Genomic DNA, 13166 nt, shown 5'->3' on the forward strand with positions numbered 1-13166 from the left:
GCTTGATGAAAAAAACTATAACAACGTTGCTGGCTGGGGTCTCCATCCTGTTCGCGCTGTCCGCGCCGGTGCACGCCGAGGATGCCAAACCGGCCGCTTCGGCCCCGGTCGCCTCCGCTGCTGCACCGGCCGCGTCGGCGCCTGAAGCGGCTCCGGTTGCCGCGCCTGCTGCCGCCGCGCCAGCCGCTGCACCAGCCGCCGCAGCGCCTGCGGAAGCCGCCCCGGCCGCCCCGGCCGCCGCGCCCGTACCGAATAAAGGCGACACCGCCTGGATGATGGTGTCGACCATCCTGGTCATCATGATGTCGATTCCCGGCCTGGCGCTGTTCTACGGCGGCCTGGTCCGTTCCAAGAACATGCTGTCCATCCTGCTGCAAGTGTTCACCATCTTCGCGCTGATCATCGTGCTGTGGTGCGTGTACGGCTACTCGCTGGCCTTCACCGAAGGCAACGCCTTCATCGGCAAATTCGACCGCCTGTTCCTGAACGGTATCTGGGATCCGGCCAAGGCCACCTTCTCCACCGCCGCCACCTTCAGCAAAGGCGTGGTCATTCCGGAGTTCGTGTACGTGGTGTTCCAGGCGACCTTCGCCGCCATCACCTGCGGCCTGATCGTCGGTTCCTTCGCCGAACGCGCCAAATTCACCGCCGTGCTGGCCTTCGTCGTGCTGTGGTTCACCTTCGCTTACCTGCCAGTCGCCCACATGGTCTGGTTCTGGACCGGTCCTGACGCGATCAAGGATGCCGCGACGCTGGCGACCGAAACCGCCAAGGCCGGCTTCCTGTGGCAAAAAGGCGCGCTGGACTTCGCCGGCGGCACCGTGGTGCACATCAACGCCGCTGTTGCCGGCCTGGTGGGCGCTTACATGATGGGCAAACGCGTCGGCTACGGCCGCGAATCCATGGCGCCGCACTCGCTGACCATGACCATGATCGGCGCTTCGCTGCTGTGGGTCGGCTGGTTCGGTTTCAATGCCGGTTCGGCACTGGAAGCGGGCGACGTCGCCGCGCTGGCCTTCGTCAACACGCTGCTGGCTACCGCCGCCGCCACCATGTCCTGGCTGTTGGGCGAGTGGATCGTCAAAGGCAAGCCTTCGATGCTGGGTGCCGCTTCGGGCGCCGTTGCCGGCCTGGTGGCCATCACCCCGGCTTGCGGCTACGTCGGTCCGATGGGCGCGCTGATCATGGGCCTGCTGGCCGGTGTCATCTGCCTGTGGGGCGTGAACGGCCTGAAACGCCTGCTGGGCGCCGACGATTCGCTGGACGTGTTCGGCGTGCACGGCGTCGGCGGTATCCTGGGCGCGCTGCTGACTGGCGTGTTCGCTTCGCCATCGCTGGGCGGCCAGGGCATCTTCGACTACGTCACCAACAAGATGTCGGCTGATCCATACTCGATCGTCAGCCAGGTAACGATCCAGGGCACCGCCATCGGCACCACCGTGCTCTGGTCTGCCGTGGTCTCGCTGATCGCCTACAAACTGGTCGACGTCGTCATCGGTCTGCGCGTGCCGGAAGAAGAGGAGCGCGAAGGCCTGGACATCACCAGCCATGGCGAGTCGGCCTACCATGCGTAATTGATAATGTTGCAGGAGTCCGCCACGGCGGGCTCACCGAAAAGCGCCTCCAAAAGAGGCGCTTTTTTTATTTCCCGCCTTTAAAATAGGGTTTTCGCCCCGATTTGGGGTATCTGCACGGTAATATCTGATGTTCTGCGTGCCTGGAGGGTCGTCCTCCCGCATCATTTAAGGAAGTAATCATGGTTCCCCATCTTGTCACGGCCCTGACCGGACCGCTGCTCGACCTCGAAGAAAAGATCCTGGCGGCAACGCCGGCCATTGAGCGCTGGTTCCGCCTGGAGTGGCAGGAACATACGCCGCCGTTCTATTGCTCGGTCGATATGCGCAATGCCGGCTACAAGCTGGCGCCGGTCGACACCAATCTGTTCCCCGGCGGTTTCAACCATCTGGCGACGGAAATGCTGCCGCTGTCGGTGCAGGCCGCCATGGCCGCCATCGACAAATATTGCCCGGACGCCCGCAACCTGCTGTTGATCCCGGAAGTGACCCAGCGCCATCCGACTTACTGGCAGAACGTCGCGCGGCTGATGCAGATCTTCCGCCAGACCGGATTGCACGTGCGCCTGGGTTCGCTGTCGCCGGACATCACCCAGCCGACCCCGCTGGCCCTGCCTGACGGCAATATGCTGGTGGTCGAGCCGCTGGTGCGTTCGGCCAACGGCCGCCGCCTGGGCCTGAAGGATTTCGACCCGTGCACGATCTTGCTGAACAACGACCTGTCGGCCGGCATTCCTGACATTTTGCAGAACATCCACGAGCAAAGCCTGCTGCCACCGCTGCACGCCGGCTGGGCCGTGCGCCGGAAGAGCAACCACATGAACGCCTACGACGAGGTGGTCAAGAAGTTCGGCAAGCTGATCGGCGTCGATCCGTGGATGCTCAACCCCTTCCATGCCAAGTGCGACGCCGTCAATTTCCGCACCGGCGAGGGCTACGACTGCCTGGCCGCCAATATCGACGCGCTGCTGTCCAAGATCAAGAAGAAGTACAAGGAATACGGCATCAAGGACCAGAAACCGTTCGTGATCGTCAAGCCGGACGCCGGTACCTACGGCACCAGCATCCTGACGATCAAGGATTCCAGTGAAATCAAGGACTTGAGCCAGGCCCAGCGCGACAAGATGATCGTCATCAAGGATGGCAGGGAAGTGACCGACTTCATCATCCAGGAAGGCGTGCCGACCTTCGAAAGCATCAAGGACGCGGTGGCCGAGCCGGTGGTCTACATGATCGACCGCTATGTGGTGGGCGGTTTCTACCGCGTGCACGCGGAAAAGGGCATCGACCAGAACCTCAACGCGCCCGGTTCGCAGTACGTGCCGCTGGCGTTCGCCCAGCAGCACGCGGTGCCGGACCTGAAGGCCAAGCCGGGCACGGCGGCGCCCAACCGTTTCTACGTCTACGGCGTGGTGGCGCGGCTGGCCTTGCTGGCGGCGTCGCTGGAAATGGAACGCACCGATCCCAACCCCGAAGTCTACTAAGCCCACGGGGAGCGGACTGGTCCGCTCCCCGGTGCCGCAGGCGAAACTCGGCTAAAATCAGGCATTACCCAGAATGGATGCGCCCATGAAAATAGCTTTCCTCGCCGATCCCTTGGCCAGCTTCAAAACCTACAAGGATTCGACCTACGCCATGATGGTGGAAGCGGCCCAGCGCGGCCACACCGTCTACGCCTTCGAGCAAAAAGACATGGCGCTGGACTGCGGCGTGGTCTACGCCAACGCGGCCGCGATCACCATCACCGGCGACAGCCACGACTGGTATCGCGCGGCGCCCGCCCACGAAACCAAGCTGGGCGACTTCGACGCCATCATCCAGCGCAAGGATCCTCCGTTCGACATGGAGTACATCTACGGCACCTACCTGCTGGAGCTGGCCGAAAAGCAGGGCGCCAAGGTGTTCAACAAGCCGTCGGCGATCCGCGACCACAATGAAAAGCTGTCCATCGCCCAGTTCAACGAGTTCACCTCGCCGACATTGGTGACGGCCGACGAAGCGCGCATCCGCGCCTTCCACAAGCACCACTGCGACATCATCCTCAAGCCGCTGGACGGCATGGGCGGCGCCGGCGTGTTCCGCGTCGCGGCCGACGGCATGAACCTGGGCTCCATCATCGAAACGCTGACCGACAACGGCGCCCGCACCATCATGGTGCAGCGTTATATTCCCGAAATCCTCAAGGGCGACAAGCGCATCCTGGTCATCGCCGGCAAGCCGGTGCCGTTCTCGCTGGCGCGCATCCCGCAGAACGGCGAAGTGCGCGGCAACCTGGCGGCCGGCGGCGTCGGCGTGGCCCAGCCGCTGACCGAGCGCGATTATGAAATTGCCAATACCCTGGGCCCGATACTGGCCGCCCGTGGCCTGTTGCTGGTAGGATTAGATGTTATTGGCGATTGCTTAACGGAAGTAAACGTCACCAGTCCAACCTGCTTCCAGGAAATCACCCAGCAAACGGGCTTCCAGGTGGCGGCGATGTTCGTCGACGCCGTCGAAGCGGCCGTGCAGGGCAAATAACTAACAATTAACTTGCGTCGGACGTCAAAAAACGTCCGCGCTCACTGGCGGTTTAAGAATATGGTTGGCATACTGCTTATGACGCACGCACCACTGGGACAGGCCTTCATTGCCGCTTGCGCCCATGTGTTTCGTGGTCCCACCGAGCGGCTGGAGGCGATCGACGTGATCGCCGACCAGGACCTCGGCGAAGTCCAGGCACTGGCGGCGGCGGCGATCAAGCGTCTCGACGACGGCGACGGGGTGCTGGTCATCACCGACGTCAAAGGCGGCACGCCCGCCAATTGCTGTAACCGCCTGGCGGACGCCGGCCGGGTGGAGGTGATAGCAGGCATCAGTTTGCCGATGCTGCTGCGCGCCATCACCTACCGCCGCGACGCGCTGGACGTGGTGGTGGAAATGGCCCTGGCCGGCGCGCAAAGTGGGGCAGTGCGCGTCGATAACCGAATCCGGGTCGGGCAATCCTGACTCCGGAATATTTTTTGCAGTGCGCATTTCTGATTGAGACAAAAGAAAAATGATTCAACAAGAACTTGAGATTATCAACAAGCTTGGTTTGCATGCGCGTGCCTCCGCCAAATTCACCCAACTGGCAGCAAAATTTCAAAGCGACGTCTGGCTGACCCGCAACGCGCGCCGCATCAACGCCAAGTCCATCATGGGCGTGATGATGCTGGCCGCCGGCAAGGGCGCCAAAGTCACGCTGGAAGCCGACGGCGCCGATGAGGGCGATTGCATCGCCGCGCTGACGGCGCTGGTCAACGACAAGTTCGGCGAAGGCGAGTAATGCCTGCGGAACGCAGCCGTCCCCGCACCCCCACCGGCCCGGCCATGGCTTCCTTCACGCTGCATGGCATCTCGGTGTCGCGCGGCATCGCCATCGGCCGCGCCCACAAGCTGGCGCCGGCGGCGCTGGACGTCAAGCACTACCTGGTGGCGGAAGAGCACCTGGAGGCCGAAGTGTCGCGCCTGCAGCAGGCGCTGGTGCAGGTGCACAGGGAACTGCAGACGCTGTGGAACGAATTGCCGAAGGATGCGCCGACCGAACTGGGCGCCTTCATCGACGTCCACGCGCTGATCCTGTCCGATCCGATGATCTCCGAAGCGCCGCTGGACATCATCCGCACCCGCCACTACAACGCCGAATGGGCGCTGCTGACCCAGATCGACGAGCTGTCGGCGCAGTTCGACGAAATCGAAGACCCCTACCTGCGCGAGCGCAAGGCCGACATCCAGCAGGTCGCCGAGCGCGTGCTGAAGGTGTTGATGGGCACCGCCCAGATCCTGCCCGCCACCACCGGCGAGGACGGCTTCCAGGCGCAGATGATCATCGTCGCCCACGACATTTCGCCGGCCGACATGCTGCAGTTCCGCGACCGTTCCTTCATCGGCTTCGTCACCGACGTCGGCGGCCAGAACTCGCACACGGCCATCGTCGCCCGCAGCCTGGACATCCCGGCGGCGGTCGGCATGTCCGGCGCCTCGACCCTGATCGAACAGGACGACTGGCTGATCATCGACGGCGACGCCGGCGTGGTGATCGCCAACCCGAGCGCGCTGGTGCTGGAGCAGTACCGTGAACGCCAGGGCGCCGCCACCCGCGCGCGCAAGAAACTCAACAAGCTGAAGAAGACGCCCGCCATCACCAAGGACGGCGTCGAGATCATGCTGATGGCGAACATCGAGCTGCCGGACGATTGCGCCTCGGCGATGGAGGCGGGCGCCAACGGCGTCGGCCTGTTCCGCTCCGAGTTCCTGTTCATGGGCCGCAACAGCAGGATCCCGTCCGAGGACGAGCAGTTCGAACAGTACAAGAAGGCGGTGGTGGCGATGAAGGGCCGGCCGGTCACCATCCGCACGCTCGACATCGGCGCCGACAAGCCGCTCGACCAGACCGAGCACACCGCGCTCAATCCGGCGCTGGGCCTGCGGGCGATCCGCTACTGCCTGGCCGAGCCGCAGATCTTCCTGACCCAGCTGCGCGCCATCCTGCGCGCGTCGGCGTTCGGCAAGGTGCGCATCCTGATCCCGATGCTGGCGCACGCCTTCGAGATCGACCAGTCGCTGGCCATGATCGCCCAGGCCAAGGCCGAGCTGCGCGAACAGAACATCAAGTTCGACGACAATGTCGACGTCGGCGCCATGATCGAAATCCCGGCCGCCGCGCTGGCGCTGCCGATGTTCGTCAAGCGCATGGACTTCCTGTCGATCGGCACCAACGACCTGATCCAGTACACGCTGGCGATCGACCGGGTTGATTATGAGGTCGCACACCTTTACAATCCGCTGCATCCGGCTGTGCTGCAATTGATCTCGATGACGATTGCGGCCGGGCATAAAGCCGGGATCGACGTGGCCGTGTGCGGCGAAATGGCGGGCGACATCAAGCTCACGCGCCTGCTGCTGGGCATGGGCTTGCGCGAATTCTCCATGCACCCGGCGCAGCTGCTGTCGGTCAAGCAGGAAATCCTGAACAGCGACCTTGCGCGCATCACGCCGCAAACCCGCAAGATCATGCGCTCGATGGAACCAAGTGTAATTGCAGACGCGGTCGAACAATTGCAGTTGATGTAGTAAGTGGTGGGACCCATCCTCGCGGTCCCACCTTGATAGATGGCCCGCGGGGCCGACCCCTATAAAAATTAAACCACATGCCATCCTTAGGATACGTTACTCCGCAAACCATGCATTTTGCGCAGCCGCTGCCGCTGCAAAGCGGCGCATCGCTGCACGACTACATGTTGATGTATGAAACCTACGGCACCCTGAATGCCGACAAATCCAACGCGGTGCTGGTCTGCCATGCGCTCAACGCCTCGCACCACGTGGCCGGCGAATATGAAGGCAAGCCGAAAAGCCAGGGCTGGTGGGACAATATGGTCGGTCCCGGCAAGCCGCTCGACACCGACCACTTCTTCGTCATCGGCATCAACAACCTCGGCTCCTGCTTCGGCTCGACCGGGCCCATGCACATCAATCCCGCCACCGGCAAGCCATATGGCGCTGCTTTCCCGGTGGTGACGGTGGAGGACTGGGTGCACGCCCAGGCGCGCCTGGCCGATCAACTGGGCATCACGCAGTTTGCCGCCGTCATGGGCGGTTCGCTGGGCGGCATGCAGGCGTTGGCCTGGTCCATCATGTACCCGGACCGTCTGCGCCACTGCGTGGTGATCGCCTCCACCGCCAAGCTGTCGGCGCAGAACATCGCCTTCAACGACGTCGCCCGCCAGGCCATCCTGTCCGACCCTGATTATCGCGGCGGCGACTTCTACGAACACGGCGTGGTGCCCAAGAACGGCCTGCGCGTGGCGCGCATGGTCGGCCACATCACCTATCTGTCCGACGACGACATGGCCGAGAAATTTGGCCGCAAACTCAGGGACGCTGCCGAGGCGGGCGACTACAAGTTCGGCTTCGGCGTCGATTTCGAAATCGAATCCTACCTGCGCTACCAGGGCGACAAGTTCAGCGAATACTTCGACGCCAACACCTACCTGCTGATCACCAAGGCGCTTGATTACTTCGACCCGGCGCGCGCGCACGGCGGCGACCTGGCCAAGACCTTGGCCGGCACCAAGGCCAAGTTCTTCCTGGCCTCGTTCACCACCGACTGGCGTTTCTCGCCGGAGCGCAGCCAGGAGATCGTCAAGGCGCTGATCTGCAACCGCCGCCAGGTCACCTACGCGGAAATCGACGCGCCGCACGGCCACGATGCCTTCCTGCTGGAAGACCCGCGCTACATGAACCTGGTGCGCGCCTACTACGATCAGGTGTGGAACGACATTAACCAGAAAGCGGCAGCATGAACTTCAACGATTTAAGCAGCGCCCGGCCGGACCTGGCCTTCATCGCCCACTGGGTACCGAAGAATGCACACGTGCTCGACGTCGGCTGTGGCGACGGCGTGATGATGGACTATCTGCAAAGCGACAAGCAGTGCAGCGGCTACGGCATCGAGATCGCCGACGACAAGGTGCTGGACAGCACCAAGCGCGGCGTGCGCGTGATCCAGCAGGACATGGAGAAGGGCCTGGCCCTGTTCGGCGACAACAGCTTCGACACGGTGCTGTGCCTGTCGTCGCTGCAAATGATGAAGCATGTGGAGCCGCTGTTGCGCGACATCGTCCGCGTCGGCAAGGAGGCGATCGTATCGTTCCCCAACTTCGCCTACTGGCCGCACCGCGTGGCCTTGCTGAAGGGCCGCATGCCGGTGTCGGAATCGCTGCCGTACGAGTGGTACGACACGCCCAATATGCGCTGCGCCACCATCACCGATTTCCGCGACCTGGCCGAAGAGTGCGGGCTGGAAGTGATCGAATGCGTGGCGCTGGCCGAAGGCCGACGCGTCTCGTTCCTGCCCAACCTGCGCGGCGACCTTGCCGTGTTCCGCCTGCGTAAAAAGGTCAGCCACTGATGACGATCCAGGAACAGCCATCGAGCGCGCCCGGCTGGCGCACCTATCTGAACGGCCGCACCGTCTCCATCCTGTTCCTGGGCTTCAGCTCCGGGCTGCCGCTATACACGCTGATCTACCTGATGCAGGCGTGGCTGGCCAAGTCCGGGCTGGACGTCAAGGCGCTGGGTCTGTTCGCGCTGGTGACCTTCCCGTACACCTTCAAGTTCCTGTGGGCGCCGCTGATGGACCGCTACGCCATCGGCTCGCTGGGCCGGCGGCGCGGCTGGATGGCGCTGACGCAGCTGTCGCTGTTCCTGGTGATCGGCGGCCTCGGCATGCTGGATCCGAAGCTGGAGCTGACGCTGATCGCCGGCTGCGTGTTCCTGATCGCCTTCCTGTCGGCCAGCCAGGACGTGGTGATCGACGCCTACCGCCGCGAGATCCTGGCCGAGAACGAGCAGGGCCTGGGCGCGGCCATCATCGTCAACGCCTACAAGGCCGCCAGCCTGATCCCGAGCGCGCTGGGGCTGGTGCTGGCGGACAGCATGTCGTGGCAGGCCGTGTTCTGGATCGTCGCCGCCTTCATGCTGCCGGGCTTCGTTTGCACCTTGCTGGCCAAGGAGCCCGCCGTGTATGGCGCACCGCCGAAGAACCTGCAGGAGGCGGTGGTGCTGCCGTTCCGCGAGTTCGTGCAGCGCGACGGCTGGAACCAGGCCTTGCTGATCATCGGCTTCGTGCTGCTCTACAAAATCGGCGACAGCATGGCCACCGCGCTGTCGACCAAGTTCTTCCTCGATATCGGCTTCACCACCAAGCAGATCGGCCTGGCGGCCAACGCCACCGGCTGGTGGGCGGCGCTGGCCGGCGGCGCCGTCGGCGGCATCTGGATGATCAAGCTGGGCATCAACCGCGCCTTGTGGGTGTTCGGCGTGTTGCAGGCGATCGCCATCCTGGGCTTCGCCTGGCTGGCCAAGACCGGCCCCGATCCGCTGTTGCTGAGCGCCGTCTTCGGCTTCGAAGCCTTTGCCAGCCTGGGGCTGGGCGCGGCGGCGCTGGTGGCCTTCATGTCGCGCGCCACCGATCCGCGCTACACGGCCACCCAGTACGCCTTGTTTTCCAGCCTGGCCGCGGTGCCGCGCACATTCATCAATTCCTCGGTCGGGTATATAGTGGCGGAAACCGGCTGGTTCTGGTTCTTTATTGTGTGCTTCATCCTGGCGTTTCCTGCCATGATGATGCTGCCTAAAATCGCCCCATGGAATACCAGGAATGAAAAAGCTTAAATTAAACGCCGCCTTGCTGGCGCTGGTCTGCTGCGCCGGCGCCGTCGCGCCCGTAGCCGCCGGCGGCCAGGACGACGGCATCCCCGTCACCAGCATGTCGCGCCTGCGCGGCCTGGGCGGCGACGCCCGCCAGTTCGACCAGCAATCCAAGCTGCAGTACGACCAGATGCTGGCCCAGGCGCACCAGAAGGACGCCGTCGCCACCGAGCGCAATCCGCAGCTGATACGGCTGCGCGCCATCGCCAAGCGGCTGATCCCGTTCACCGCGCGCTGGAATCCGGACTCGGCCAACTGGAAGTGGGAAGTCAACCTGCTCAACTCGCCGACCGTGAATGCCTTCTGCATGCCGGGGGGGCGCATCGCCTTCTACAACGGCATCCTGACCAAGCTGAACCTGACCGACGACGAAGTGGCGATGGTCATGGGCCACGAGATCGCCCATGCGCTGCGCGAGCACGCGCGCGAGCAGGCCGGCAAGAACACCATCACCTCGGTCGGCGCCCGCATCGCCGGCGCGCTCGGCTCGGCCTACTTCGGCGTCGACCCGCGCCTGGGCGACGCGGCGGCAGGCATGGTGGCGCAGGGCGCCGCGCTGAGCTTCTCGCGCGGCGACGAGAGCGAGGCCGACCTGGTCGGCCTGGACCTGGCTGCGCGCGCCGGCTACGATCCGCGCGCCGGCATCGCGCTGTGGCAAAAGATGAGCGCGGTGAACAAGAACCAGCCATTGCCCTTCCTGTCGACCCACCCGAGCGGCAGCAAGCGCATCGAGGACATGAACAAGAATATGCACCTGGTGCTGCCGGTGTACGCGCGCGTCAAGGGGCTGGATCCCAACGCGCTGCCGCCGTATCACTCGCTGGCGCTGCCGCGTTCATAATGTCGCGCGCTCCGCTGCCGATGCGCGACGGTGTCGCGCCCAGCTATCTGTGGCTGCCGGAAGGGCAGTGGCCGGACCTGCTGACCTTCCTGGTCGCGCGCTATCCCGACGTGACGGAAGCGTCGTGGCGCGACCGCATGGCGCGCCGCGAGGTGGTGGACGGCGACGGCAACGAGCTGGCGCCGCACAGCGCCTACCAGCGCGGCATGCGCATCTTCTACTATCGCGAGCTGGACGCCGAGACGCCGATTCCGTTCGAGGAAGAGGTGCTGTTCATGGACGAGCATCTGGTGGTGGTCGACAAGCCGCACTTCCTGCCGATGATACCGACCGGCCGCTTCCTGCACGAGACGCTGCTGGTGCGCTTGAAGAAAAAGCTGGGCGAGCAGGATTTGACGCCGATCCACCGGCTGGACCGCGAGACGGCCGGCGTGGTGATCTTCTCGCGCCGGCAGGAAAGCCGGGGCGCTTACCAGTCGATGTTCCAGAAGCGGGTGATCGAGAAAGAGTACGAAGCGCTGGCGCCGCGCCTGAATGGCCGCGACTTCCCCTTCACTTATCGCAGCCGCATGGTCGACGGCGACAAATTCTTCATCATGAAGGAGGAGCCGGGCGAGCCGAATTCGGAAACGCTGATCGACGTCATCGAGCACCGCGCCGACTGCACCTTGTACCGGCTGCATCCGCACACCGGCCGCAAGCACCAGCTGCGCGTGCACTTGGCGTCGCTGGGCATCCCCATCATCAACGACGCCTTCTACCCGGTGGCGCTGCCGTGCAAGCAGGACGACGTCTCGCAGCCGTTGAAACTGCTGGCGCGCCGCATCGCCTTCACCGACCCGCTGAGCGGCGAGCGGCGCGAATTCCGCAGCCGCCGCAGCCTTTAAAACGGTGGGGTCAGATCTGACATTCGGACACGAGCTCTGCCGTAAAACAGGGTAAGGCAGAGCTCGTGTCCGAATGTCAGATCTGACCCCAGTTGGTTAACCCCAGTTGGTTAGGCGTAGGTGATGGTCAACGGCGCATGGTCGGAGAACTTTTCTTCCTTGTAGATCGCTACCGTGGTGGCCTTGGCCGCGATGCCCGGGGTGGCGACGTGGTAGTCGATGCGCCAGCCGACGTTCTTCGCGTAGGCCTGGCCGCGGTTGCTCCACCACGTGTATTGCTCTTCGCGCGGGTCGAGGCCGCGGTGCACGTCGACGTAGCCCACTTCGTCGAAGATGCGCGTCATCCATTCGCGCTCTTCCGGCAGGAAGCCGGAATTCTTCTTGTTGCCCTTCCAGTTCTTCAGGTCGATCTCTTTATGCGCGATGTTCCAGTCGCCGCAGATGACCACTTCGCGGCCTTCGGCGTGCAAGGCTTGCAGGTGCGGCAGGAACAGGTCCATGAAGCGGAACTTGGCTTCCTGGCGCTCCGGTCCGGACGAGCCGGACGGGCAGTACACGGAAATCACCGTCAGGTTGCCGAAATCGCAACGCACGTAGCGGCCCTCGGCGTCGAACTCCGGCGAGCCGAAGCCGATCACCACGCGGTCCGGCTCGATCTTGCTGTAGACGCCGGTGCCGGAATAGCCTTTTTTCTCGGCATAGTGGAAGTGGCCGTGGTAGCCGCCCGGGTTGAGGAATTCCGGCGTCATGTCCGGCGCTTGCGCCTTCAATTCCTGGACACAGACGAAATCGGCGTCCTGCGTGGCCATCCACTTGAAAAAGCCCTTGGTCGAGGCGGAACGGATGCCGTTCAGATTGGCAGAGATGATTTTTGGCATGGTCGATTCGATGCGTAAATTTTGGAATGCGCTAGTGTAGCGTTAAAATACAGGCACTTTACAGAAATGAGGCAGTATGACGAACCCACTGAACCCCCTGCGCCAGCAATTTATCGAATTTTCGGTCAAGACCGGTGTGTTGCGCTTCGGCGACTTCACCACCAAGGCCGGGCGCCAGTCGCCGTACTTCTTCAACGCCGGCCTGTTCCATGACGGCGCCACGCTGGCCCAGCTGGCCCAGTTCTACGCGCAGACGCTGCTGGACTCCGGCGTCGAGTTCGACATGCTGTTCGGCCCCGCCTACAAGGGCATCACGCTGGCCTCGGCCACGGCGGTGGCGCTGGCCGGCAAGGGCCGCAACACCTCGTTCGCCTTCAACCGCAAGGAAGCCAAGGACCACGGCGAGGGCGGCACCATCGTCGGCGCCAAGCTGCAAGGCAAGGTCGTCATCATCGACGACGTGATCTCGGCCGGCACCTCGGTGCGCGAATCGGTGGACATGATACGTGCCGCCGGCGCCGAACCCTGCGCCGTGCTGATCGCGCTGGACCGCATGGAACGCTCGGGCAAGGACGACCAGCTGTCGCCCAGCTCGGCGGTGCAGGAAGTGGCCAAGGCCTACAACATCCCGGTCATTTCGATCGGCAACCTGGACGACCTGTTCAGCTACCTGAACGGCGCCGGCGCCGATCCGCAGCTGTTGCAATACAAGGACGCCGTGGCCGCCTACCGTACCCGCTACGGCATTGCCTAA

13 protein-coding genes are annotated in these 13166 nt (G+C 63.7%); 12 read left to right on the top strand and 1 reads right to left on the bottom strand.

Annotation, left to right across the window (positions count from 1 at the left end):
• Window positions 1-5 precede the first annotated feature (5 nt).
• The 11 genes from RUGAMON1_RS03860 to RUGAMON1_RS03910 all read left to right on the top strand — a co-directional run bounded on the left by RUGAMON1_RS03860 (window position 6) and on the right by RUGAMON1_RS03910 (window position 11534).
• Entirely contained in the window at window positions 6-1574 is a 1569-nt protein-coding gene (locus RUGAMON1_RS03860) for an ammonium transporter (protein ID WP_445229265.1), read from the top strand.
• Window positions 1575-1756: 182 nt separating this feature from the next.
• Window positions 1757-3058 carry a glutamate--cysteine ligase gene (gene gshA / locus RUGAMON1_RS03865; RefSeq protein ID WP_445229266.1) on the top strand — a complete coding sequence of 434 codons (1302 nt, stop codon included), beginning with the start codon at window positions 1757-1759 and terminating at the stop codon, window positions 3056-3058.
• A gap of 85 nt (window positions 3059-3143) precedes the next feature.
• Window positions 3144-4091, top strand: coding sequence for a glutathione synthase (gshB, locus tag RUGAMON1_RS03870; protein WP_445229267.1), 948 nt, complete (start codon window positions 3144-3146; stop codon window positions 4089-4091).
• A 60-nt stretch (window positions 4092-4151) separates the two neighbouring features.
• A complete protein-coding gene (locus RUGAMON1_RS03875; RefSeq protein ID WP_332854407.1) occupies window positions 4152-4559 on the top strand; it encodes a PTS sugar transporter subunit IIA in 408 nt (135 codons plus the stop codon).
• A gap of 49 nt (window positions 4560-4608) precedes the next feature.
• On the top strand, window positions 4609-4878 hold the full coding sequence (locus tag RUGAMON1_RS03880) for an HPr family phosphocarrier protein (RefSeq protein ID WP_008444930.1): 270 nt from the start codon (window positions 4609-4611) through the stop codon (window positions 4876-4878).
• A 44-nt stretch (window positions 4879-4922) separates the two neighbouring features.
• Window positions 4923-6665, top strand: a complete 1743-nt coding sequence (ptsP, locus tag RUGAMON1_RS03885) for a phosphoenolpyruvate--protein phosphotransferase (protein WP_445229874.1) — start codon at window positions 4923-4925, stop codon at window positions 6663-6665.
• A gap of 77 nt (window positions 6666-6742) precedes the next feature.
• Window positions 6743-7897 carry a homoserine O-succinyltransferase MetX gene (metX, locus tag RUGAMON1_RS03890; RefSeq protein WP_445229268.1) on the top strand — a complete coding sequence of 385 codons (1155 nt, stop codon included), beginning with the start codon at window positions 6743-6745 and terminating at the stop codon, window positions 7895-7897.
• Window positions 7894-8505 (top strand): methionine biosynthesis protein MetW, encoded by a 612-nt coding sequence (gene metW, locus RUGAMON1_RS03895; protein WP_445229269.1) that lies wholly within the window; start codon window positions 7894-7896, stop codon window positions 8503-8505. Before metX ends, metW begins: the two co-directional genes overlap by 4 nt.
• The gene (locus tag RUGAMON1_RS03900) at window positions 8505-9770 is read left to right on the top strand and encodes an AmpG family muropeptide MFS transporter (protein WP_445229270.1); all 1266 of its coding nucleotides are present in this window, start codon (window positions 8505-8507) and stop codon (window positions 9768-9770) included. The genes metW and RUGAMON1_RS03900 overlap by 1 nt, the downstream gene beginning before the upstream one ends.
• Window positions 9757-10647: a M48 family metallopeptidase gene (locus RUGAMON1_RS03905; protein WP_445229271.1), complete on the top strand. Its 891-nt coding sequence runs from the start codon at window positions 9757-9759 to the stop codon at window positions 10645-10647. Before RUGAMON1_RS03900 ends, RUGAMON1_RS03905 begins: the two co-directional genes overlap by 14 nt.
• Window positions 10647-11534, top strand: coding sequence for a pseudouridine synthase (locus tag RUGAMON1_RS03910; RefSeq protein ID WP_445229272.1), 888 nt, complete (start codon window positions 10647-10649; stop codon window positions 11532-11534). The genes RUGAMON1_RS03905 and RUGAMON1_RS03910 overlap by 1 nt, the downstream gene beginning before the upstream one ends.
• Before the next feature lie 110 nt (window positions 11535-11644).
• Here RUGAMON1_RS03910 and RUGAMON1_RS03915 read toward each other — a convergent pair whose 3' ends face one another.
• Window positions 11645-12412, bottom strand: coding sequence for an exodeoxyribonuclease III (locus RUGAMON1_RS03915; RefSeq protein WP_445229273.1), 768 nt, complete (start codon window positions 12410-12412; stop codon window positions 11645-11647).
• 76 nt (window positions 12413-12488) lie between these two features.
• On the opposite strand from RUGAMON1_RS03915, the gene pyrE reads away from it, so the two are divergent.
• The gene (gene pyrE / locus RUGAMON1_RS03920) at window positions 12489-13166 is read left to right on the top strand and encodes an orotate phosphoribosyltransferase (RefSeq protein WP_020704822.1); all 678 of its coding nucleotides are present in this window, start codon (window positions 12489-12491) and stop codon (window positions 13164-13166) included.

The sequence above is a fragment of the Duganella rhizosphaerae genome (genome assembly GCF_040364205.1).
In the GTDB taxonomy this organism is placed as follows: Bacteria; Pseudomonadota; Gammaproteobacteria; order Burkholderiales; family Burkholderiaceae_D; genus Rugamonas; species Rugamonas rhizosphaerae.

Coding starts and splice junctions, on each gene's coding strand:
- RUGAMON1_RS03860 (WP_445229265.1), top strand. CDS start 6: ATGAAAAAAACTATAACAACGTTGCTGGCTGGGGTCTCCATCCTGTTC.
- gshA (WP_445229266.1), top strand. CDS start 1,757: ATGGTTCCCCATCTTGTCACGGCCCTGACCGGACCGCTGCTCGACCTC.
- gshB (WP_445229267.1), top strand. CDS start 3,144: ATGAAAATAGCTTTCCTCGCCGATCCCTTGGCCAGCTTCAAAACCTAC.
- RUGAMON1_RS03875 (WP_332854407.1), top strand. CDS start 4,152: ATGGTTGGCATACTGCTTATGACGCACGCACCACTGGGACAGGCCTTC.
- RUGAMON1_RS03880 (WP_008444930.1), top strand. CDS start 4,609: ATGATTCAACAAGAACTTGAGATTATCAACAAGCTTGGTTTGCATGCG.
- ptsP (WP_445229874.1), top strand. CDS start 4,923: ATGGCTTCCTTCACGCTGCATGGCATCTCGGTGTCGCGCGGCATCGCC.
- metX (WP_445229268.1), top strand. CDS start 6,743: ATGCCATCCTTAGGATACGTTACTCCGCAAACCATGCATTTTGCGCAG.
- metW (WP_445229269.1), top strand. CDS start 7,894: ATGAACTTCAACGATTTAAGCAGCGCCCGGCCGGACCTGGCCTTCATC.
- RUGAMON1_RS03900 (WP_445229270.1), top strand. CDS start 8,505: ATGACGATCCAGGAACAGCCATCGAGCGCGCCCGGCTGGCGCACCTAT.
- RUGAMON1_RS03905 (WP_445229271.1), top strand. CDS start 9,757: ATGAAAAAGCTTAAATTAAACGCCGCCTTGCTGGCGCTGGTCTGCTGC.
- RUGAMON1_RS03910 (WP_445229272.1), top strand. CDS start 10,647: ATGTCGCGCGCTCCGCTGCCGATGCGCGACGGTGTCGCGCCCAGCTAT.
- RUGAMON1_RS03915 (WP_445229273.1), bottom strand. CDS start 12,412: ATGCCAAAAATCATCTCTGCCAATCTGAACGGCATCCGTTCCGCCTCG.
- pyrE (WP_020704822.1), top strand. CDS start 12,489: ATGACGAACCCACTGAACCCCCTGCGCCAGCAATTTATCGAATTTTCG.